This is a genomic window from Staphylococcus sp. ZWU0021 (genome assembly GCF_000798895.1).
GTDB classification, from domain to species: domain Bacteria; phylum Bacillota; class Bacilli; order Staphylococcales; family Staphylococcaceae; genus Staphylococcus; species Staphylococcus saprophyticus.
On the sequence record NZ_JTLN01000027.1, the window covers coordinates 359,163 to 378,603 of the forward strand.

General features: G+C 32.5%; 19 protein-coding genes and 1 other RNA gene. 2 read left to right on the top strand and 18 right to left on the bottom strand.

The window, feature by feature from the left end:
• Positions 1-201: 201 nt before the first annotated feature.
• The 6 genes from rarD to L987_RS07150 form a co-directional block, all read right to left on the bottom strand.
• On the bottom strand, positions 202-1,107 hold the full coding sequence (gene rarD / locus L987_RS07130) for an EamA family transporter RarD (protein ID WP_047504288.1): 906 nt from the start codon (positions 1,105-1,107) through the stop codon (positions 202-204).
• Positions 1,108-1,146: 39 nt separating this feature from the next.
• A complete protein-coding gene (locus L987_RS07135; RefSeq protein ID WP_011303086.1) occupies positions 1,147-2,280 on the bottom strand; it encodes a THUMP domain-containing class I SAM-dependent RNA methyltransferase in 1,134 nt (377 codons plus the stop codon).
• Between the two features lie 162 nt (positions 2,281-2,442).
• Positions 2,443-2,817: RNase P RNA component class B (rnpB, locus tag L987_RS13500), an RNA gene on the bottom strand.
• Between the two features lie 141 nt (positions 2,818-2,958).
• Positions 2,959-3,312 (bottom strand): cell division regulator GpsB, encoded by a 354-nt coding sequence (gpsB, locus tag L987_RS07140; RefSeq protein ID WP_002483273.1) that lies wholly within the window; start codon positions 3,310-3,312, stop codon positions 2,959-2,961.
• An 11-nt stretch (positions 3,313-3,323) separates the two neighbouring features.
• Positions 3,324-3,890 (bottom strand): DUF1273 domain-containing protein, encoded by a 567-nt coding sequence (locus tag L987_RS07145; RefSeq protein WP_047503826.1) that lies wholly within the window; start codon positions 3,888-3,890, stop codon positions 3,324-3,326.
• Complete coding sequence (locus L987_RS07150) at positions 3,887-4,225, bottom strand: DUF1798 family protein (RefSeq protein WP_047503830.1); 339 nt, start codon at positions 4,223-4,225, stop codon at positions 3,887-3,889. Before L987_RS07150 ends, L987_RS07145 begins: the two co-directional genes overlap by 4 nt.
• A 248-nt stretch (positions 4,226-4,473) precedes the next feature.
• Between L987_RS07150 and recU the strand changes: the two genes are divergently transcribed.
• Together recU and L987_RS07160 are read left to right on the top strand one after the other, a co-directional pair.
• Complete coding sequence (gene recU, locus L987_RS07155) at positions 4,474-5,100, top strand: Holliday junction resolvase RecU (RefSeq protein WP_002483270.1); 627 nt, start codon at positions 4,474-4,476, stop codon at positions 5,098-5,100.
• Complete coding sequence (locus tag L987_RS07160; protein ID WP_011303082.1) at positions 5,097-7,271, top strand: transglycosylase domain-containing protein; 2,175 nt, start codon at positions 5,097-5,099, stop codon at positions 7,269-7,271. The genes recU and L987_RS07160 overlap by 4 nt, the downstream gene beginning before the upstream one ends.
• Before the next feature lie 446 nt (positions 7,272-7,717).
• Here the strand turns inward: L987_RS07160 and L987_RS07165 are convergent, their stop codons facing one another.
• The 12 genes from L987_RS07165 to L987_RS07220 form a co-directional block, all read right to left on the bottom strand.
• On the bottom strand, positions 7,718-8,050 hold the full coding sequence (locus tag L987_RS07165) for a YpoC family protein (protein WP_002483268.1): 333 nt from the start codon (positions 8,048-8,050) through the stop codon (positions 7,718-7,720).
• A 4-nt stretch (positions 8,051-8,054) separates the two neighbouring features.
• Positions 8,055-8,714 (bottom strand): endonuclease III, encoded by a 660-nt coding sequence (nth, locus tag L987_RS07170; protein ID WP_011303081.1) that lies wholly within the window; start codon positions 8,712-8,714, stop codon positions 8,055-8,057.
• Positions 8,704-9,390, bottom strand: coding sequence for a DnaD domain-containing protein (locus L987_RS07175; RefSeq protein WP_002483266.1), 687 nt, complete (start codon positions 9,388-9,390; stop codon positions 8,704-8,706). The genes nth and L987_RS07175 overlap by 11 nt, the downstream gene beginning before the upstream one ends.
• Positions 9,391-9,482: 92 nt before the next feature.
• A complete protein-coding gene (gene asnS / locus L987_RS07180; protein WP_047503833.1) occupies positions 9,483-10,775 on the bottom strand; it encodes an asparagine--tRNA ligase in 1,293 nt (430 codons plus the stop codon).
• A gap of 91 nt (positions 10,776-10,866) precedes the next feature.
• A complete protein-coding gene (locus tag L987_RS07185) occupies positions 10,867-13,569 on the bottom strand; it encodes a helicase C-terminal domain-containing protein (protein ID WP_047503836.1) in 2,703 nt (900 codons plus the stop codon).
• Between the two features lie 26 nt (positions 13,570-13,595).
• On the bottom strand, positions 13,596-14,567 hold the full coding sequence (locus tag L987_RS07190; protein ID WP_011303078.1) for a biotin--[acetyl-CoA-carboxylase] ligase: 972 nt from the start codon (positions 14,565-14,567) through the stop codon (positions 13,596-13,598).
• On the bottom strand, positions 14,560-15,759 hold the full coding sequence (locus tag L987_RS07195) for a CCA tRNA nucleotidyltransferase (protein WP_047503838.1): 1,200 nt from the start codon (positions 15,757-15,759) through the stop codon (positions 14,560-14,562). The genes L987_RS07190 and L987_RS07195 overlap by 8 nt, the downstream gene beginning before the upstream one ends.
• The gene (bshA, locus tag L987_RS07200) at positions 15,752-16,900 is read right to left on the bottom strand and encodes an N-acetyl-alpha-D-glucosaminyl L-malate synthase BshA (RefSeq protein WP_011303076.1); all 1,149 of its coding nucleotides are present in this window, start codon (positions 16,898-16,900) and stop codon (positions 15,752-15,754) included. The genes L987_RS07195 and bshA overlap by 8 nt, the downstream gene beginning before the upstream one ends.
• 32 nt (positions 16,901-16,932) lie before the next feature.
• Positions 16,933-17,250: a nucleotide pyrophosphohydrolase gene (locus L987_RS07205; protein ID WP_037538413.1), complete on the bottom strand. Its 318-nt coding sequence runs from the start codon at positions 17,248-17,250 to the stop codon at positions 16,933-16,935.
• Positions 17,251-17,523: 273 nt separating this feature from the next.
• Positions 17,524-18,219: a zinc metallopeptidase gene (locus tag L987_RS07210; RefSeq protein ID WP_011303074.1), complete on the bottom strand. Its 696-nt coding sequence runs from the start codon at positions 18,217-18,219 to the stop codon at positions 17,524-17,526.
• Positions 18,220-18,258: 39 nt separating this feature from the next.
• A complete protein-coding gene (locus L987_RS07215; protein WP_011303073.1) occupies positions 18,259-18,858 on the bottom strand; it encodes a DUF1405 domain-containing protein in 600 nt (199 codons plus the stop codon).
• A 4-nt stretch (positions 18,859-18,862) separates the two neighbouring features.
• Positions 18,863-19,423 (bottom strand): YpiB family protein, encoded by a 561-nt coding sequence (locus L987_RS07220; RefSeq protein WP_047503842.1) that lies wholly within the window; start codon positions 19,421-19,423, stop codon positions 18,863-18,865.
• Positions 19,424-19,441 lie beyond the last annotated feature (18 nt).

Here is a 19,441-nt window from a genome sequence, read left to right on the forward strand (position 1 = left end):
TTAGGTTCGTTTATATTATAATTATAAATGCTTGAAAGTTCACATTTTCTGTTTAATGACACTTCATAGTACTCACAATATTATAGTTATCCTATTTCTAACTACTTAAACGTAATCAATGAATTCGATTGTATACGCTTAGATTTTAAGGTATTAAAAAAGCCTCTTATTCGCCACGACGAACAGAGACTTTTAGTAAGGCTAATGAATGATCGGATTTTTATCTTTCTTAATTTTAAAATATTGAGAAATACTATATATAATAATACCAATCCATATAAATACAAATGTGATTAATTGATCAATATCAAATGGTTCTTTGAATAAAAATATTCCTAGTATAAACATTAAAGTTGGTCCTATGTACTGAATAAAACCAGTTAAAGATAAAGGAATACGTCTTGCACCTGCCGAGAACAAAATAAGTGGTATAGCTGTAACCGCACCTGAAAAGATTAACCAAAATGAAGAACTATTCATCCCAAAAGATAAACCACCATTTTGCCAAATATACCATAAATAAATGAATCCAGCGGGAGCAGTAACAATACATTCAATTGTAATGCTACTTATTGCATCGATAGGGACTATTTTTTTAATTAATCCATAGACACCAAAAGAACCTGCAAGTAACAATGAAATGCCTGGGAAGACGCCCATTTTCAACGTCATATAGAGTACTCCGATAACCGCTAGGCCTATGGCTATCCATTCAAGCTTATTAAAACGTTCTTTTAAAAATATAAGCGCCAACAAAATACTGACCAGTGGATTGATATAATAACCTAAACTTGACTGAAGTACATGTCCATTTGTAACGGCCCATATAAAAGTACCCCAATTTATTGTAATAACATAACCCGCCGCAATGATAGCAATAAGTTGGATAGGATTTGTAAAAAGTTGTTTAATATCCCGTTTAAATGGAGCCGTATTTTTCGTTATGATTAAGATGAATAACATAAACACCATCGATAATACAATTCTAAATGCTAATATTTCAAATGCACCAATATCACTAATTAATTCCCAATATATAGGGAGTATACCCCAAAGAATATATGCTCCGAACGCAAAGAAAAAGCCTTTTTTAAATTCTGTATTCAATTGAGTCACCGCTTTCCAAAATACTAATTGCACTAAAAACTAAGAACGAGGCTTTTTGTCTCCCCAATATTGGTAATATGTACATTCAATATAACCATTAAATAATTTTCTACGTTTAGTCGCTTTTTTATTTACTAAAAATTCGAATTCTGTACTACTTGTAAGAATATATGTAGATAGTTGCGAATGTTGTTGCATAAGTTCTCCGATGTAGCGGTACATTTCTTCTACTTTATCTCTATCCCCGATACGTTCACCATAAGGTGGATTGCCTATTAAAGCCATAGGTTTATCTTCATCAATGGTAAGTGTATTAACATCTTTAACACTAAACTGAATGATGTCGGCTAATCCAACTTCTTCTGCATTTCTTCGTGCTATTTCTATCATTTCAGGATCGATATCAGATGCATAAATTTCTAATTTACGGTCATAATTCGCTTGTTGATCAGCTTCATCTCTCATTTCATCATATAAACGATCTGGCATAATATCCCAATTCTCAGAAACGAAATCACGGTTAAATCCAGGCGCAATATTTTGAGCGATTAAACATGCTTCAATTGCTATCGTACCAGAACCACAAAATGGATCCACTAAAGGTGTGTCACCTGTCCAGTTCGCTAAACGGATAAGGCTAGCAGCAAGTGTTTCTTTGATAGGAGCTTCACCTTGCGCTAAACGATAACCACGTTTATTTAAACCTGAACCAGAAGTATCTATAGTTAAAAGTGCATTATCTTTTAAAATGGCTACTTCAATTGGATATTTAGCGCCCGTTTCATTTAACCAGCCACTTGCTTGATATGCACGTCTCAAACGCTCAACGATTGCTTTTTTCACGATGGCTTGGCAATCAGGTACACTAAATAATGTAGATTTAACACTTCGACCTTGTACTGGGAAATTACCATCTTGTTCAATGAGCGTTTCCCAAGGTAGTGCCTTTGTTTTTTCAAATAATTCATCAAAGGTTGTGGCTTTAAATTGGCCAACAACAATTTTGATTCTATCTGCTGTGCGTAACCATAAATTACATTTAACAATGGCAGTTTCGTCGCCTTCAAAAAAGATTCTACCATTTTCAACAGTTGTGTCGTAACCTAATTCCTGAATTTCCTTAGCTACAACTGCTTCTAATCCCATTGGGCATACTGCTAGTAATTGATACATTGTTTTGCTCCTTCTTTATAATGATTTGCTTTTATTTTATCAAAAGTTATTTTAAATAGATATGACATTGCCTAAAGATGTGTATGGAACGTAGGTTTTTAATAGATTATAGCAATGAAAAAAGCTCTCCGATTTGGGAGAGCTTGGGTCTAGTGATGATATTTCTGTAAGCCATGTTTTGTACCATTGTACTGCTAACGTGTACTAGAAACACTCGTACGCAGGTGGTAACCATCTGTCTACATACTTTTAAAAGTATGTCTTATATATACGTTGAATTCCGTTAAATAAGTGCTCCTACCTAATTTGGATTGCTCACTCGAGGGGTTTACCGCGTTCCACCTTTTGCATTTCTGCAAAAGCTCCGTCACTGTGGCACTTTCAAACTAATCTAACCTTATCTAAGGACTTAGGTTATTTCGTTGCCGTCAACTTAATGCCTTGACTTATTGTTTCATCAAGCACGAACACTACAATCATCTCAGATTGTGTGAGCATGGACTTTCCTCTATATCGCTATAGCGATTACCCGAAACACCATCTTTAGAAGTATATCATTATTTTATAGCCTAAACAAATAAAAAATAAGATAAGTTTTGAACGAATTCAAAACTTATCTTTATGTAGATGTTGCTATATCTACGGTCATCATCATATTCTCTATGTGATAATAGTTGATTATTTACCGAAAACAGCTTTTTCTAGGTTGGATATTCTTTTTAATATATCAACATTGTTGTTACTACTATTATTCTTAGTTGTAGCATTGTTGTTTGAAGAGAAGTTTTTATTTTCTTGTGGTCTCGATGTTGCTACACGTAATCTTAACTCTTCAAGTTCTTTTTTTAATTTGTTGTTTTCTTCTGAAAGTTTAACTACTTCATTATCTAAATCTGCCATTTTTTGATAATCAGCTATGATGTCGTCTAAGAAAGCATCTACTTCTTCCCTTCTATAACCACGCGTCATAGTTTTTTCAAAATCTTTTTCATAAATATCTTTTGCTGATAATTTTAATGAAACTTCTGACATTTTTCTCCACCTCATTCGAAACTTTGCTCTTGAGACCACTGCAAGTCATTGATGAATTCAGTTAACTCATCGAACGTCACAATATCACAAGTATAATTTGTTTTTTCCATAAAATCAACTAACATCTGCTTAAAGAACTTTGGACTAGCTTCTTGTTCCTCATCATAAATCAAAAGCGTTGTATCAGAATGTGCTAACATAAATTGATCGGTTTGTTTAAATTGATGAGGCCCTTCATATGAAGAATGGAATACGCTATCAACAAAATCAGCATGATGCGCAATATGATTATATTTTGCTTGATTTTGTTCGTTCCATCTATCAATATGATCATAAAACGGTGTGATAATTCCTAATTTTAAATCTGGATAGGTTGCTTTCAACGCTAACACGACCTCTGCTGTCCATAGCTCTATACCCATCTGTCCTTGTATCAATACCCATTCTAATCCTTCTTCAATCAACTGTTTTAATTTATGTTCAATAAATTTTTTTAAATAGGAAACTTCAGGTGCATCATCTTTAAAAATATTAAGTTCAAACGACTTATATCCAGTAACATATACAGTTTTAATCATAAAAATTGCTCATTTCTTTGTATGTAGCTTAAATCATATTGAACAGCCTTTACTTTTTCATTAAATAATTTTCTGCTCGTACGTTTAAAGTGACATTCAACAGACAAAGATTCAATATTTGAAATAAGTAAATCGAATTTTTGTTTATTCATATATTGTAATTGAATTACTTGTTGCTCATATGTAACTAGCTTTTTAAGTTGTTGATCAATATCATTTGTGAATGGTACAACCTCAACATAAAAATCGTAATCTTCGCCAGTTGATTTGACAGTCTCGTATTTTTCTACCATTTTCAAAACATCATTTAATAATTGCATTAATAGTTGTTGCATGAGGATTCCCCCTACTTCACAAATTTACCATAAATGCCCTACTTCGTCATTTTTAAAGTGTCGTTTATCATTTATATGATTAACTATTTTATTTTGTTTCAAATATTGTTTAATTGAGCAAAGCACGTTAAAATGTATGTGATGTATTTATAAATACATTGGTTCATATTTCATAGTTTGGAAAAATTTGCTAAAGTCATGTATAATGAAACAGGTTTTGGATGACCAAACTAAAGTGGTGAAAATAAATGAATTATCCAAATGGAAAGCCATTTAATAGAAATAAGTCTCAGGTCGGACGAACTCATAAGGGACAAACGAGTAAAATTGATTATGGTGGCAGAGGTATGTCACTTGAAAAAGATATCGAACTGTCGAATGATTATTATTTAAATCGAGGTATTGCTGTAATACATAAGAAGCCTACCCCGATACAGATAGTGAATGTTCATTATCCTATGAGAAGTAAGGCAGTAATAAATGAGGCTTATTTTAGAACGCCGTCGACAACTGACTATAATGGTATTTATCATGGTCGTTATTTAGATTTTGAAGCAAAAGAAACAAAAAATAAAACTTCATTCCCTTTAAATAATATGCATGAACATCAAGTTCGCCATATGGAAGCATGTTATCAACAACAAGGGATTGTATTTTTATTAATTCGCTTTAAATCGCTCGATGAAGTGTATTTGCTCCCATATGCAAATTTCAAAAAGTTTTGGGAGAGACACATTCAAGAGATTAAAAAGTCGGTAACGGTTGAAGAAATAAGAAAAAATGGTTACTATATTCCTTATCAGTATCAACCACGATTGAATTATCTCAAAACAGTTGATAAGTTGATATTAGATGAAAGCGAGGACCGCGTATGACGGAGAAAAAGAGGACTTCTCAATCTAATAATAAGAATGGAAAGTCCGAGCAAAAAAAGAATAGGAATATAAAACGAACGATTATTAAGATATTTGGGTTTCTAATTATAGCCTTTATCGTTCTAGCTTTAATAGGAATCTTGTTGTTTGCATATTATGCTTGGAAATCTCCTGCATTTAATGAAGCAAAATTAAAAGATCCCGTGCCAGCTAAGATTTATGATAAAGATGGCGATTTAGTTAAAACAATCGATAATGGGCAACGACGAGAGCATGTCGATTTAGACGAAGTACCTAAGACAATGAAAGAAGCTGTTTTAGCTACTGAGGATAATCGATTCTATGATCATGGAGCACTTGATTACAAACGTCTCTTTGGTGCTGTAGCTAAGAACGTCACTGGTGGCTTTGGTTCACAAGGTGCATCAACATTAACACAACAAGTAGTTAAACGTTCATTCTTAACAGATCAAAAATCAATTGCACGTAAAGCTCAAGAAGCTTACTTGTCCTACAGATTAGAACAAGAGTATAGTAAAGATGAAATTTTTGAGATGTACTTAAATAAAATTTACTACTCTGATGGTGTATACGGCGTGAAAGCTGCTGCTAAATATTATTTCAATAAAGATTTGAAAGACTTGAATTTAGCGGAATCTGCTTATCTTGCTGGTTTACCACAAGTACCAAATACTTATAACATTTATGATCATCCTAAAGAAGCTGAGTCTCGTAAAGATACAGTACTTTATTTAATGGAATATCATAATAGAATTACTAAGAAACAAAAAGAAGAAGCACAAAATACTTCTTTACAAGACAATCTGGTCCAACGTTCATCTGAAGATCGCGAAGTAAGTGAAGATAATTCAAACGAGGCATACGATTCATATGTAAACTTTGTAAAATCTGAACTTATGAATAATAAAGAATTTAAAGATGAAGATTTAGGTTCTGTATTAAATAGCGGCGTTAAGATTTATACGAATATGGACAAAGATGTTCAACAAACATTACAAGATCGAGTGAATAATGGTAGCTATTATAAAAATGAAGACCAACAAGTTGGTTCTTCTATTGTAGATAGTGAAAATGGTGGCCTTGTCGCAATATCTGGTGGTAGAAATTATAAAGATATTGTAGATAGAAACTTAGCAACTGATGCCCACCCTACTGGTTCTTCACTGAAACCATTCTTAGCGTATGGTCCTGCAATTGAAAATATGTCATGGGCAACGAACCATGCGATTCAAGATGAAGAATCTTATCAAGTAGATGGTGTAACATTTAGAAACTATGATACTAAGAGCCACGGTACGGTAAAACTTTATGATGCATTACGTGAAAGTTTTAATATTCCAGCACTTAAAGCATGGCAATCAACTAAAGAAAACGCCGGAAACGATGCACCAAAAGATTTTGCTAAAAAAGTTGGGTTAGATTATGAAGGAGACATTGGTCCATCTGAAGTATTAGGTGGTTCAGCATCTGAATTCTCTCCTACTCAATTAGCTTCTGCATTTGCTGCAATTGCTAATGGTGGTGAATATAACAATGCCCACTCTATTAAAAAAGTTGTCAAACAAGATGGCGAAACGGTTGAATACGATCATACTAGTAAAAAAGCTATGAAAGACTCAACATCATATATGTTAGCAGAAGTACTTAAAGGTACATTTGAAGCATATGGTTCTGCATACGGTCATGGTGTATCTGGCGTTAATCTAGCAGCCAAAACTGGTACAGGTACTTATGGTGAACAAACTTACCAACAATATAATCTGCCAGACGATGCAGCGAAAGATGTTTGGATTAATGGTTTCACACCTAAATACAGTATGTCAGTATGGATGGGATTCAATGAAGTTAAACAAGGCGGTACAAACTCATTTGTAGGCCATGAAGAACAAGAATACCCACAATACTTATTAGAAGATGTCATGGAAAGTATTTCACCAAAAGATGGCAAAGATTTCTCTAAACCAGATTCAGTTTCTGGAGACTCAAAAGATGATTTATCTGTTAAAGGTAAACCAGATGATAATACCACTAGTAATAAACCTCAGGGTCAAGGTGGTAGCAGTAACAGTTCATCATCTTCTAATTCAAGTAATAATAATTCAACTAGTAATACAAACAACTCAAGTAACCAACAAAGTGCAGCACGTTAATTCATTTAGCTACACTCATACCCGGTATGCCATTTCATTTGGCTACCGGGTATTTTTTTGAAAATAAGGATATCTTTAAATAACACTAAGTATTCATTTTTTGATAGCAATCACTTAATTAAATAACTGCATTTGCAATAAGTACTTATATTACAAATAGCAATTATAATAAAGCGTACGCATCCATCATATATGGATGCGTACGCTTTATATTTAGAAGTTTATGATCTCGGCTGCGCATAGCAGAATTGTGGTATGTCTCGAAGTCTAGAGAATCTTATTTATACTATTTTTCTAGCTGTATGCATTCGTTACAAAATTAGTGAAAAATGTGTGTTCATATTCAAAAATAAGACACCTCATTTTAAAATGACTATAACATAGTTTTAAAATAGAGTGCCTTATGCCTTAAATTATCTACAAATCGAGCAATACGAACAAAGTAACTATAATTTTCGGTTTTTGCTTCTAATTTGATAAGAAGCATTCATTTTTATAAGTTCAGATTTTAAAGTTTTCATTTGACTGTAGCCCATAAAATGATATTTTCTAGCAATCATATAATGATAACGTTCTTCAAAATTCATTGGCACTACAGGGTATGCATCTAAATCTGAAAAATTTATAGTTTGGATATGATTAATCTGTTTAAAATATTGTTCGATTAAAGCAAAATAGTCATCTAATTTTAATTTAGCTTCTGATGATTTCAATTGCTTTGATTTCGCATATTGATCAATTTGAGCTTCTAATTCAGTAAAGTCTTCTTTTGTAATCATAAAATTACGCCTCTTTCAAATTGGCTTTATAGCGTTTTTGACCTTCTCTACAATCATTAAATAACGGACAAACATCACACTTTGGACTTCTAGCAAGACAGTGATAACGACCAAAGAATATAAGTTGGTGGTGTGTTTTATTCCAGCGCTCTCTTGGTACAACGTGGCATAACTTATCTTCAACTTGTCTCACGTTATCTTTCCATCTACAAATGCCTAAACGTTTAGATATTCTTTCAACGTGTGTATCAACTGCTAAAGATGGTTCGCCAAAAGCAACACTCATAACTACATTAGCGGTTTTTCTACCTACGCCAGCCAAACTTTCTAATTCAGCATGCGTATGTGGAATTTCACCATCAAATTGATCCAACAAAGAACGACATAATTTTTGAATATTTTTCGCTTTGTTTCTATATAGACCAATGGTACGCAAATCATTTTCTAATTCAGAAATATCTACATTTAAGTAATCTTCAGGTGTTTTGTATTTTTGAAATAAATCTTTTGTTAATTTATTAACAGAAACATCCGTCGTTTGAGCTGATAATAACACAGCAATCGTTAATTCGAAAGGATTGTCATGTTTGAGCTCACATTCAGCATTTGGAAACATATTTGCTATGACATCAACCATTTCTAATGCTTTTTTATTACTTATCATTTGGATTCTCCCCATTCAGCCAATCGAATTTAGGCACTTTTTTAATTGTATGCTTCATTTTAGGTTGATTGAATTGGCGACTAATTTTTTTAGAATCTTCAATTGTTTTTACATTATTTTTTTTCCAATTTAATAAAATACGATCGATATATTTAAAACTTAACTTATTCTGGCTCGTCGCTTCATCTAGAGCAGCTTGAATGACACTTAATTCATGTTTATCAATATCTAACCATTGGTTTAACGTTTCGATTTCAAACGGAGATAACGGCCTACCAAAGGCTTGTTCAATTTGTTGAAATAAAACATTAAATTCAACTTCCGTATTTTCTTCTTCTACTTTAATATTTACTTGTTCCATTATCTCACTTAATTTCACATAGAATTGGTTGAGGTTCATATATTCAGTAAATTTACCTTCTTCATCTTTCTCAACCTTTAATTCAAGTAAATCATGTTGTATTAAACTTTGGATGATAGTTGTGACTTCTCTAGAGCCGAATGTCGTCCCTTGCTGCAAGGATTCAATAGAAGGTTGTTTGTTTGAAGATTCAGAGGCATGTAATAGTTTAATTAATATAACCAATTCAGCTTCATTTATCCCGAGTTGGTTATAATGATCTAACAGTTCACGTCTAATAATGACGGGCCGTATTTTAAGTTGTTCACTATTCAAAGATAGATACCTCCTGTTCTATATTCATGTTATAAAAACGTCCAGCCATTGATAACTAGACTGGACGTTTTTGACACATATTCTAAAATAAATTATGGGTATAAACGGTTTAATAAGCGTGGGAATGGTGCTGTTTCACGAACGTGTTCAACGCCTGATAACCAAGCTACAGTTCTTTCTAAACCTAAGCCAAAGCCACTATGTGGCACACTACCATAACGACGTAAATCTAAATAATAACTATAACTTTCAGCATCTAATTCGAATTGACTTAGTCGTTCTTCAAGTAATTCAAGATCATTAATACGTTCAGAACCACCTATAATTTCACCATAACCTTCTGGTGCAATTAAGTCTGCACATAAAACAGTGTCCTCATTTTCTGGATTAGGCTGCATATAGAATGGTTTGATTTTAGTTGGATAATTCGTGATGAACACCGGTAAATCATAGTGATTAGCGATTGCTGTTTCGTGTGGTGCACCGAAATCTTCACCCCACTCTATATCATCAAAACCTTGTTCTTTTAAGAAAATAACAGCATCAGCGTAAGTTATACGTGGGAATGGTGTTGTTACTTTTTCTAATTTAGATGTATCTCTGTCTAGCGCTTTTAGTTCTAATTTACAATGATTCAATACTGATTTAACAACATGAGAGACATATTGTTCTTGTACTTCTAAACTTTGTGCGTGTTCACAAAATGCCATTTCTGGTTCTATCATCCAGAATTCAATTAAGTGACGACGTGTTTTAGATTTTTCTGCACGGAATGTAGGACCAAATGAGAATACTCTTCCGTGTGCCATTGCAGCGGCTTCCATATATAGTTGGCCACTTTGAGATAAGAAAGCATCTTGGTCAAAGTATTTTGTATGGAATAATTCACTTGTACCTTCTGGTGCACTTGCTGTTAAGATAGGCGGATCAATTTTTGTAAATCCGTTATCATTAAAGAATTCGTATGTGGCACGAATAATTTCATTTCTGATTTTCATAACCGCATGTTGTTTTTTTGAACGTAACCATAGGTGACGATGATCCATTAAAAATTCTGTACCATGATTTTTAGGCGTAATTGGATAATCATGTGCTTCAGATATTACTTCTATTGATTTAACTTGCATTTCGTAACCGATATCAGAACGATTATCTTCACTAATTACACCTGTCACATATAATGATGACTCTTGTGTAATTTCTTTTGCTTTTTGGAATATCTCTTCATCTACTTCAGCTTTAGCAACAACACCTTGGATAAATCCTGTGCCATCTCTTAATTGTAAGAAAGCAATCTTACCACTTGAACGTTTATTCGTTAACCAAGCACCGATTGTAACTTCTTGGCCAATATACTGTTTTGCTTCTTTTATCGTTGTATTCATAACCAGTCTCCTATAATAGTGTATTCTACTTTTCTTATCCTTATATATTTTAACAAAATCCATATATAAGTTCTAGTTGCTTGTGCTATGTTTATGGTTTCTTAGCATTTTCTTTTTTTAATTTTTTAAGGAGTGTAGAAAATTGCTTAATATCCCCTTTTTTCTGACGATATCGTTCTAATGATTGTTCAAAAAACTGTTTGTAATTACTACGAATTAAACGGTCATCAAAAGATACGATAATGCCTTTATCATTTTCACTACGAATTAATCTACCTAGCCCTTGTCTAAAGCGTGTCACAGCATCAGGTAACACATATTCTTTGAATGTAGAAGTAAACTCAGACTCCATCAACCAATATTTAGTATTATTTTGGTTCATAAACGGTAATTTAGCAATCATGACACATTTAATGCCATTTGACTGAAAATCGAAGCCTTCAAAAAATGTACCTGTACCTAACAATATGGCTTTATTAAAACTATTAAATTGTTGGACAATCTTATAGTTTTGGTTCTGTTGTTGTGTTAATACAACATAATCTTCAAATTCAGGCAATTCATTTATTAATTCTTGAACCATATGCATCATTTTATAACTCGTAAATAGGATCAGACATTTGGATTCTACAACAGATACGTATTCAATTACATAATTAACAATGGAACTTACATAATCGTTAATATTCTTATAATTATAAGATGATACATCATTTGGTATAAAGACAGTCGTTTGATTCGGTGATGTTATGGTCGTATCAATTTCATATGTGTTAAATTCAATATCTTTATTAAACCATTGTTTAAAGTTCTCAAAGGAATGATTGAATGTTAGTGTCCCTGAAATAAATGTTAGTGATTTGAATTTATCGAGCACTTGCTTCGTGAGGATTTTTTTAACATCGTAATCTTTAACATTAAGTCTTATAGTAGATTTCTGATTTAAATTTTTGATAGATAAATAACATGTGTGTTTATTTTTAAGACTTTGTTCAATATCTTTAAAACGATCATTAATATATAGAAATTGCTTTCTCACTGATTTAATTGATTTATGGCTCATACCATTAAAGAATTCTAACGTCATGTTTAATTTGTGAATAATGTCATGTAAGTCGTTTAATATAGGTGTGACATCAAAGTGATATACGAAATGAAGTTTATGGACTTCATCATCTTGTATTTCAGAAGATTGAATAATATCATACATCGTTGTAAACAATTGTTCATTCAAATCATGTATCTCATTCACAGTCGTTTTTAAGCCAAAAACATCTATAGGTGGTATGTCTAATTTTTCGAGAATACGTTGCTGTTCAAGTAGATCTATAGATTTTAGTAACTTTTCATTTTCAGTCTTACCAATCAACCCTAACTGATATTTAATATCTGCGTAACTCAATTCATTAGTTACTTGATTTAAAGCATAATCTGGCAGCCTATGTGCTTCATCTATAATACAATCATCAAATAATTGATAAATGGAGTTATCGTGAGCTGCGTGAATTAAGTGGGCATGGTTTGTGATACCAATTTGAATGTTTTGTGCATTGCGCTTAATAAAATTAAAATAATGTATATCATTACGGACTGGAACATAGGTTTCGAGTTTTTGTTCGAAATACATTTTTTGTCCGCCTTTTAAATCTAATTCCTGAATATCACCCGTGTCTGTTTCCGTAATCCAAATCAGTAATTGCATCTTCAAAATGCAAACTTCATAATTACTAGATTCTTCTTTAAGTATTTGACTTATTAACCCTAAAGCGATGTAGTCACGTTTGCTTTTGATTAGCGTCGCATTTATTTTGAAATCTAATGCTTTTTTAATCGCAGGAACATCCTTTTCTAATAATTGGTTTTGTAATAATTTTGTATTTGTAGAAATCATGACATGTTTGCCAGTTTCGATATTATACATCAGTGAGGCAAGTAGATAAGCAAATGACTTACCGCTTCCTAAAGGGGCTTCAATCATTGCTTTTTCACTATGCATGAGTTGTTCCAATATAATTTCAGATAAATATAATTGTTGAGGGCGATATGTTAACCCCAGTTCTTTAGTCACTAAAGTGTATAGTGCTTTTAAGTTACCACCGAATTGTACGGTTGGTGCTTTAAAATCTATTTGTTTTTTATATATGATTTGTTCGAATTGATCAAATCGATCACTAAGCGTTTGTTCATCATAATTTCGCACCATTTCAAATATAATATCATGTAAATCGTATTTTAGATTTTTACTTAGGTAATAAAGTTGCTTAAGTGTATCTAATGGTAAAGATTCAAATTTTTCGAATGCAATAATCATCAGTTGTGCCGTTGTGGTAGCGTCTTCATCAGCTCTATGGGCATTGTTTAAGATAATCCCATGTGCTTCAGCTAGTTCGCTTAATTGATAGCTTTTATCCGTTGGGAAAGCAACTTTGAATAATTCTAACGTATCCATGACTTTCTTTGGACGATAATTGATATGGCATTGTTTAAATGATTTCTTGATAAAATTTAAATCAAACGCCACATTATGCGCTACAAATATACAACCATCTATTTGTTTGTATATATCTTCTGCAATTTCATGAAAATACGGTGCTTGATTTAACATATCTTCTTCAATTGAAGTTAACGCTTGAATAAAAGGAGGAATTTCTAAATCTGTTTTAATCATGGAGTGATACGTTCCAATAATTTTATTTTCACGCACAAATGTTATGCCTATTTGAATAATTTCATCATAATCTAATTGGTTGCCTGTAGTTTCTAAATCTACGACAGCATAGCAAGGTTTTGCCATTCTACTTCCTCCTTTCATTATTTGAGTTATAATTCAATATCAGCGCTCATCAATTGGTGTTGTTGTTTATTCTCATCTAAAACAATTAAAAATCCATTATCATCTATATCAATGGCTTCACCTTTAAATTGAACATTATTTTCAGTGAATCTTAACTGTTTGTGCCATATATTTGAAGTAGCTATGTATTCATCACGAATAGATGAAAATGGTTCTTTAATAAATTGTTTATATCGATACTCGATTTGTGAAATAAGCACTTCTAAAAAATCATAACGATTCACTTTATCTTTCTTGTGTATTCTAATACTGGTTGCTTTTTGAGCTAATTCACCAGTAAAATCGCTTGGTTCTTGATTCATATTAATGCCAATACCACATATAACAGCTTCAATACCGTCACTATTAGCAACCATTTCGGTTAAAAAGCCACAGACTTTTTGATTATTGATATAAATATCATTAGGCCACTTTACAGAAACATCACTTTTACTAAATTGTTGAATAGCATCTCTTATACCAAGCGCCATAAATAAATTAAACTTAGTTATCGTATCGAAAGGTACATCTGGTCGTAAAACAATTGACATCCAAAGCCCTTTTCCTTTGGCTGAAGCCCACGGTCTATTGAAACGGCCTTTTCCTTTCGTTTGTTCATCACTTAGGATTAAAAACGTATCTGTATTGCCTACTAATTTTTGTTTCGCTAATAATTGTGTGGACTCTACTTGATCGAATACGTCAACATGTTCAAATAAATGTTGAGATTGAATGGTTGGCATAACGATACCTTTGTACCATTTATCTGGTAATTGAATTAAGCGATGTCCCTTATGATTAATGGATTCTATCTGACACCCTTCTTCTTTTAATTGATCAATGACTTTCTTTACAGCTGTTCTTGATATAGAAAGTTGCTCAGCAATAAATTGGCCAGAAATGTATTCAGATTCATATTGGTATAACATATAGACAACTGCTTTACTATATTTAGACACGTGTTTTCACCCACTTTTTAAGTTCAGGTTTGAAATTGACTACTTCACCTGATATTATAGCGTATTCGACTTCACGTAAGGTTTCTTTGAGCCATGGTCCGCTTTTTTTATTCGCTATTTCTAATATATCTTTCCCATTGATATCCATTTCACTTCTTGACAGCATCGGTAATTGTTTTGCAACTTCAGTAACTGTTTGGTCGTTAACTATTAATGGTGATATAGATGTAATACGATTTCGTTTTAATTCATCTAAATAGCTTAATACTTCTAGTATATCTTTTTTTCCATAGTCATAAACAAATAATTTTAATTGTGATTTTGTTTGTACTTCATCTATTTGATCGATAAGTTGAACTAATGTTTTAATACGTTTTTTTTCATTGTTGCTCACTTTTAAATCAGCAATATTCGCATCTATTTCACGCTGTTGAGATATTAAAAACGCTACAAACGTCGTAAAAGGCATGGCATTACGTAATGTGAATTTGGTGATGTCGTAGTGTTTGAAAAATGGAATATATTTAAAAGCCATAAAATGCTTTAAATTATTAAAACTTTTCGATACAAAGTCACCATTTGTTAGTTTCTTTAATTCAACAACAATGCGTTCAATTGCCAAATATTTAATATCTGCAATGTGGTTTAACATCGCGGTAAAAGTAGCTTCTTCTAAGTGAAAGCCAAATTGTGATTGAAAACGTAAGCCTCTGATAATTCTTAATGCATCTTCATCAAAGCGTTCATCAGGATTACCAACAGTTCTAATGAGGTGATGTTTAATATCCTGCTGTCCTTCAAAGTAATCAAAGATTTGATAATTAATATCCATCGCAATTGCATTCATTGTAAAATCTCTGCGCTGTACATCATCATATAAGTTTCTAACAAAAAAGACCTCATTAGGTCTACGGTGATCATCATAATCACCCTCAGAACGAAAAGTTGTAACCTCATACTGCTCGCCTTTGTATATCACATTAATTGTGCCATGTTCTCTCCCAATAGGTATGGTCTTATCAAATACTGTTTCAATTTCATCCGGCGTTGCGCTCGTTGTAATATCGATATCATGAATGGGTCTATTCATAAGATAGTCACGCACAGAGCCACCAACAAAATAGGCTTGAAAATGATGAGCTTGTAATTTTTCTAGAATTGGTTTGGCTGTTTCAAATAAAGAATTAGTCATTGTTACCCTCTAACATTTTTTTGTAATAATACTCATATTGATCTGCAATTAAATCAGATGAAAATCTATTTGCAACATCTTCTAGCATTCGCGTTTGCATTTCGTGATATAGTTCAGGATTAGTTAGTAACTGAATCGCATACGCACTTGCAGCTTCATCGTCTCCAACATTAACGATATATCCAGTATCTTCATGTTTAATTACTTCTTTAATACCACCTGCAGTTGAACCAATTGGAACCACACCAGATTTCATAGCTTCAAGCAATGTTAATCCAAAGCTTTCTTTTTCACTCAATAATAGAACTAAGTCTGAAATTTGATAGAATTGACTCACCCAATTTTGCTTACCTAAAAACAACACTGCATCTTCTAAATTAAGTTGACGTGCTTTTTCTTTCATATCCATAAGTTCAGGGCCATCGCCAAGTAAGATTAATTTAGATGGGATAGCTTTATGCACTCTTGCAAATGTATCAATAATCGTATCGATACGTTTCACTGATCTAAAATTGGACACATGAATCAGTACTTTTTCATCAGGTTGGATACCGTAACAAGCTTTTAGTTGTTCATCCTCTGAAGTTGGTGTATTGAGTTTGGTAGGAAATTCTTTTTCTCTTACAAAATTATATATAGGGACAATCTCTTTATCAGTTTCGATGATATCATAAGTTTGTTGTGCAAGTGATTGACTTACACTCGTCACCACATCGCTGCCCTCAATACCGAATTTAATTGCATTTTTTAAAGAATGGTCATAACCGAGCACTGTAATATCAGTACCGTGTAAGGTCGTCATTATTTTTATATCTTTTTGTGACATATGTTTTGCTAATATACCACACACAGCATGAGGCACAGCATAATGCATATGTAGCACATCTAAGTCATATTCATTGATGACTTCAGCGATTTTTGTACTCAGTGTTATATCATAGGGTGGATATTGAAAAACGGCATATTGGTTTACTTCAACTTGATGGAACGTCATATTTGGTAAAGGCTTTCTTATTCTAAACGGTATATTAGATGTAATAAAGTGAATATCATGACCACGCTCAGCGAGTTTGATACCTAATTCTGTAGCTATAATGCCTGAACCACCCATAGATGGATAACAAGTGATGCCTATTTTCATAAGGCGGTACATCCTTTCTCATTCATGTAAAATTATTTTCGTTCGAAACGATTTTTGTCACGTGTATTAAATTTCTCCATCGTCTCATCAAAGCTTTCAGTTAAATCGATATCTAAAGAATTGGCAATACACATTAAGACAAATAAGTTATCTCCTAATTCTGCTTTAATTGTATTATCATCTTCTGAAGCTTTTTTCTTCTTCTCACCATATACATGATTGATTTCTCTTGAAAGTTCCCCGACTTCTTCAGTTAAGCGCGCTAGGTTCGCTAATGGAGAAAAATATCCTGTTTTAAACTGTCCAATATAGTCATCTACTTCGGTTTGCATTTCTTTCATAGATTTCATAATATATGCCTCTCATTTCTAACGGTTTCTTTTATAGTATAGACTAATTTTATGTTTCATGCATTATTCCTGCAACAGTTAAGGCTTATGCTTGATTGTGAAAAAATATATTTAGAAAGCAGTAGGATACTTGTGTATCTAGATGAGGAAAAATGTACTATACATAAGGAACTCAATAATTGTATTACAACGGTCGTATTTTGATTATGAGAAAATTTAAGAATTAGCACATAAAAAAACCCAAACATCAAAGATGTTTGGGAATCAATTATATTAATCACTTGATCTAGCAATTAGAATAAATCTTGCAAGTTCTGCTAAAGCAACTGCAGTTGATGCAACATAAGTCATTGCAGCAGCTGTAAGTACTTTTTTAGCATGACGATATTCTTTTTCATTTACGATATCTAAACTTTGAATTTGTTTCATTGCTCTACTACTAGCATTGAATTCAACTGGTAATGTGACAATTGAGAACAATACTGCAAATGACATAAATGCTATACCAATCCATAGTGCTGTAGAACCTAAAGTACTTTGTAAGCTTGTTAAAATAATACCTGCAAATACAGCTAAATAGCCGATTGAACTACCAATATTAGCAAGCGGTACTAAAGAAGTTCTGAATCTCAAGAAGAAATAGCCCTGCGCATGTTGAATTGCATGACCAACTTCGTGTGCAGCAATAGCAGTACCAGCGACTGAAGGTCTGCTAAAGTTAGCTGGAGATAGTACAAGTACTTTCTTACGTGGATCGTAATGGTCCGTTAAGAAACCTTGTCCTTCTACAACATCAACATCGTAAATGCCATTAGCATGAAGTATTTCTAAAGCTACTTCTTGACCCGTTTTTCCGCTTGTAGATCTGACTTGTGAATATTTTTCATAATTAGATTTAACTTTGTGCTGCGCCCAAAGAGGCAGTACCATTAATATAACAAAGTATATAATCATATAGATAAAAGACAAAAACCTCACTCCTTTATAAACATTTTACTGTGTCCTTCATTAGTGGTCAAATATTTTATCTTTTTTAAATCGAGTTAAATTTAAATATAGAATTAACGGAATAATACTCAACCAAAAAGCGAGATAAGCAACACCTTCAATATGACTCGCGATAAAATCATAATAGGGATACTGCATAAAAACGTAATCGATAATATCGTTATGAAATACCCAGATCATAGCAATAATAAATGCTGAAATAGATATTTTAAACCTTGGATAAAAGACGAATGCTTCAACTGCCATTACGCCATGCGATAGTATAAGCATGCAACCCGTAATCGTTACTGCATCGTATTGTATAAACATGATGATATTCATAATGACTGCCCAAACACCGTATTTAATAAGCGATACAAAGGCCAAAGCCTCAAAAATGGGTGTTTGTTTACCGAATATATAGGCCAGAATGATAATACATAGAAACAGTGATGCAGTCGGACTATCAGGTACAAAGGCCTTAAATTGTATATCAGTAACACTAAGTTGACTACCGTACCATATATAACCATATACCGTTCCTAGTAAATTACAAATAAGTAAGAAGTAAAGCACACCCTTATGATATATCATTGCATGCCATAACGTTTTTATATTCATAGCGTCAGTCCCTCGTTGATGTATTTACATTTCTTAATTTAAACGTATTAAGGATTTGTGATAATTGATAAAACAACGCTTTATCATGTAATTGTAAACTTAAATCAATATTATCTTGTAAATGAGAAATAATAGAAGTCTCACTTTGCTTCGATAAAGGAATGCTGTATATATCTTGCATATATACAGCATAATAAGGTGAATTGAGTAATTGTGTTAACAATAAATTATCTAATTTATAATCTCTTTTTTGCGTGTCGCTAAAATATACTTTTATATCAAAAGACAAAGCATCATTTGCTATAAATTCAAAGATTTCATTGCTATTGATTAATTGTTGATTGTCTAGTTTAAATCTTATTGCAGGCTCTACCGTATTTTCTGTAGCTATTTCTAGTGTGTTATGATTTGGAATACGTGCATCTACAAAGTGTATTTGTTGCAATAAATTCGGTGATGACTTGATTAAATTCAATACCCATACACTAATTCTAGATTTAAACTGATAATGAAATAGAAGGTATTCAATAAAAGCTGCTTTAGATTGTTGTAGGGTATAAGTCATTCGAACCCACCTTTCCTA

What these genes read in the sequence shown, in the direction of transcription:
- L987_RS07215 (WP_011303073.1), bottom strand. Translation starts at nt 18,858, where the DNA reads ATGAATATAAAAACGTTATGGCATGCAATGATATATCATAAGGGTGTG.
- L987_RS07145 (WP_047503826.1), bottom strand. Translation starts at nt 3,890, where the DNA reads ATGATTAAAACTGTATATGTTACTGGATATAAGTCGTTTGAACTTAAT.
- bshA (WP_011303076.1), bottom strand. Translation starts at nt 16,900, where the DNA reads ATGAAAATAGGCATCACTTGTTATCCATCTATGGGTGGTTCAGGCATT.
- L987_RS07150 (WP_047503830.1), bottom strand. Translation starts at nt 4,225, where the DNA reads ATGCAACAACTATTAATGCAATTATTAAATGATGTTTTGAAAATGGTA.
- asnS (WP_047503833.1), bottom strand. Translation starts at nt 10,775, where the DNA reads ATGAATACAACGATAAAAGAAGCAAAACAGTATATTGGCCAAGAAGTT.
- L987_RS07220 (WP_047503842.1), bottom strand. Translation starts at nt 19,423, where the DNA reads ATGACTTATACCCTACAACAATCTAAAGCAGCTTTTATTGAATACCTT.
- L987_RS07205 (WP_037538413.1), bottom strand. Translation starts at nt 17,250, where the DNA reads ATGAAATCTATGAAAGAAATGCAAACCGAAGTAGATGACTATATTGGA.
- L987_RS07165 (WP_002483268.1), bottom strand. Translation starts at nt 8,050, where the DNA reads ATGATTACAAAAGAAGACTTTACTGAATTAGAAGCTCAAATTGATCAA.
- nth (WP_011303081.1), bottom strand. Translation starts at nt 8,714, where the DNA reads ATGATAAGTAATAAAAAAGCATTAGAAATGGTTGATGTCATAGCAAAT.
- L987_RS07135 (WP_011303086.1), bottom strand. Translation starts at nt 2,280, where the DNA reads ATGTATCAATTACTAGCAGTATGCCCAATGGGATTAGAAGCAGTTGTA.
- recU (WP_002483270.1), top strand. Translation starts at nt 4,474, where the DNA reads ATGAATTATCCAAATGGAAAGCCATTTAATAGAAATAAGTCTCAGGTC.
- L987_RS07160 (WP_011303082.1), top strand. Translation starts at nt 5,097, where the DNA reads ATGACGGAGAAAAAGAGGACTTCTCAATCTAATAATAAGAATGGAAAG.
- L987_RS07185 (WP_047503836.1), bottom strand. Translation starts at nt 13,569, where the DNA reads ATGGCAAAACCTTGCTATGCTGTCGTAGATTTAGAAACTACAGGCAAC.
- gpsB (WP_002483273.1), bottom strand. Translation starts at nt 3,312, where the DNA reads ATGTCAGAAGTTTCATTAAAATTATCAGCAAAAGATATTTATGAAAAA.
- L987_RS07195 (WP_047503838.1), bottom strand. Translation starts at nt 15,759, where the DNA reads ATGACTAATTCTTTATTTGAAACAGCCAAACCAATTCTAGAAAAATTA.